This window comes from Sporolactobacillus inulinus (genome assembly GCF_006539285.1).
In the GTDB taxonomy this organism is placed as follows: Bacteria; Bacillota; Bacilli; order Bacillales; family Sporolactobacillaceae; genus Sporolactobacillus; species Sporolactobacillus inulinus.
This window is the reverse complement of record NZ_BJMS01000169.1, coordinates 1-3,067: the sequence shown is the minus strand read 5'-3', so window position 1 is coordinate 3,067 and position 3,067 is coordinate 1. Positions and strand designations below refer to the sequence as shown.

Genomic DNA, 3,067 nt, shown 5'->3' with positions numbered 1-3,067 from the left:
TGCCTGGCAGTGACCTACTCTCACAGGGGGACAGCCCCCAATTACCATCGGCACAGAAGAGCTTAACGACCGTGTTCGGGATGGGAACGGGTGTGACCTCTTCGCTATAACCGCCAGACTTAAACCGGCTCTCACGAGCCTTCAAAACCGGTAACGAAAACTTCAAAATCATTCATCCAAACGTTTGGGTTAAGTCCTCGACCGATTAGTATCTGTCCGCTCCACACGTCACCGTGCTTCCACTCCAGACCTATCAACCTCATCATCTCTAAGGGGTCTTACTGATTTAAAATCATGGGAAATCTCATCTTGAAGGGGGCTTCATGCTTAGATGCTTTCAGCACTTATCCCGTCCACACATAGCTACCCAGCGTATGCTCCTGGCGGAACAACTGGTACACCAGCGGTGTGTCCATCCCGGTCCTCTCGTACTAAGGACAGCTCTTCTCAAATTTCCTACGCCCGCGACGGATAGGGACCGAACTGTCTCACGACGTTCTGAACCCAGCTCGCGTACCGCTTTAATGGGCGAACAGCCCAACCCTTGGGACCTACTTCAGCCCCAGGATGCGATGAGCCGACATCGAGGTGCCAAACCTCCCCGTCGATGTGAACTCTTGGGGGAGATAAGCCTGTTATCCCCAGGGTAGCTTTTATCCGTTGAGCGATGGCCCTTCCATGCGGTGCCACCGGATCACTAAGCCCGACTTTCGTCCCTGCTCGACTTGTAGGTCTCGCAGTCAAGCTCCCTTGTGCCTTTACACTCTGCGAATGATTTCCAACCATTCTGAGGGAACCTTTGGGCGCCTCCGTTACCTTTTAGGAGGCGACCGCCCCAGTCAAACTGCCCGCCTGACACTGTCTCCGAACCGGATCACGGCTCAGGGTTAGAATGTCGATATCGTCAGGGCAGTATCCCACCGATGCCTCCACCGAACCTAGCGGTCCGGCTTCCAAGGCTCCTGCCTATCCTGTACAAACGATACCCACATCCAATATCAAGCTGCAGTAAAGCTCCATGGGGTCTTTCCGTCCTGTCGCGGGTAACCTGCATCTTCACAGGTACTATAATTTCACCGGGTCTCTCGTTGAGACAGTATCCAAATCGTTACACCTTTCGTGCGGGTCGGAACTTACCCGACAAGGAATTTCGCTACCTTAGGACCGTTATAGTTACGGCCGCCGTTTACTGGGGCTTCAATTCAAAGCTTCTCCCCGAAGGGATAACCTCTCCTTTTAACCTTCCAGCACCGGGCAGGTGTCAGCCCCTATACATCACCTTACGGTTTAGCAGAAACCTGTGTTTTTGGTAAACAGTCGCTTGGATCTTTTCACTGCGGCTCTCCGGACCCGAAGGTCCTTCGAGCACCCCTTCTCCCGAAGTTACGGGGTGATTTTGCCGAGTTCCTTAACGAGAGTTCTCCCGAGCGTCTTAGAATTCTCTTCTTGCCCACCTGTGTCGGTTTGGGTACGGGCACCGTTTCACTCGCTAGAGGCTTTTCTTGGCAGTGTAGGATCAGGCGCTTCGGTACTTAATTTCCCTCCTCATCACCGCTTGGCCACAAGCAGCGGGATTTGCCTCGCTGCAAGCCTCACGGCTTGAACGCACGCTTCCATCCGTGCGCTCGCCTTACCTTCCTGCGTCCCCCCATCACTCAAACGTGAAACGCTGGTACAGGAATATCAACCTGTTGTCCATCGCCTACGCCTTTCGGCCTCGGCTTAGGCCCCGACTAACCCTGAGCGGACGAACCTTCCTCAGGAACCCTTAGGCTTTCGACGGAGAAGATTCTCACTTCTCTTTTCGTTACTCATACCGGCATTCTCACTTCCAAACGCTCCAACATGCCTCACGGCACATCTTCAATGCCCTTGGAACGCTCCCCTACCATGACCTGACGGTCATCCGCGACTTCGGTGCTGTGCTTAGCCCCGTTACATTTTCGGCGCGACGCCACTCGACCAGTGAGCTATTACGCACTCTTTAAATGGTGGCTGCTTCTGAGCCAACATCCTGGTTGTCTGGGCAACGTCACATCCTTTCCCACTTAGCACAAACTTAGGGACCTTAGTCGGCGGTCTGGGCTGTTTCCCTTTCGACGACGGATCTTATCACTCGCCGTCTGACTCCCGGACGTAAGTGCTTGGCATTCGGAGTTTGACTGAACTCGGTAATCCTGTGGGGACCCCTTATTCAATCAGTGCTCTACCTCCAAGTCTCACTCATCCGAGGCTAGCCCTAAAGCTATTTCGGGGAGAACCAGCTATCTCCGTGTTCGATTGGCATTTCACCCCTACCCACACCTCATCCCCGCATTTTTCAACATGCGTGGGTTCGGGCCTCCATTCAGTGTTACCTGAACTTCACCCTGGACATGGGTAGATCACACGGTTTCGGGTCGACAACCCTAAACTCATTCGCCCTATTCAGACTCGCTTTCGCTGCGGCTCCGCCTCTTCAGCTTAACCTTGCTTAGAATCGTCACTCGCCGGTCCATTCTACAAAAGGTACGCTGTCACCCCCGAAGGGGGCTCCAACTACTTGTAAGCACACGGTTTCAGGATCTCTTTCACTCCCCTTCCGGGGTGCTTTTCACCTTTCCCTCACGGTACTGGTTCACTATCGGTCACTGGGGAGTATTTAGCCTTGGGAGACGGTCCTCCCGGATTCCGACGGGGTTTCTCGTGTCCCGCCGTACTCAGGATCCACTCCGGAGTGTACGTTCCGTCGGCTACAGGGCGTTTGCCTTCTCTGGCCGACCCTTCCAGGTCGTTCGCCTGAAACGTACTTTTGTAACTCCATGCGGAGTGTCCTACAACCCCAAAGGGCAAGCCCTTTGGTTTGGGCTGTTTCCCTTTCGCTCGCCACTACTCAGGAAATCGCATTTGCTTTCTCTTCCTCCGGGTACTGAGATGTTTCAGTTCCCCGGGTCTGCCTTACTCTACCTATGGATTCAGCAGAGCATGCCATCCGTTCAGGATGGCGGGTTCCCCCATTCGGAAATCTTCGGATCAAAGCTTACTTACAGCTCCCCGAAGCGTATCGGCGTTCGTTCCGTCCTTCATC

Annotated in this window: 2 rRNA genes; both read right to left on the bottom strand. The window is 54.0% G+C overall.

Going from position 1 to position 3,067, the window contains the following annotated elements:
- Position 1 precedes the first annotated feature (1 nt).
- Positions 2-118 (bottom strand): 5S ribosomal RNA (gene rrf / locus SIN01_RS14355).
- Positions 119-185: 67 nt separating this feature from the next.
- Positions 186-3,067, bottom strand: a 23S ribosomal RNA gene (locus SIN01_RS14350); the annotation flags it as partial.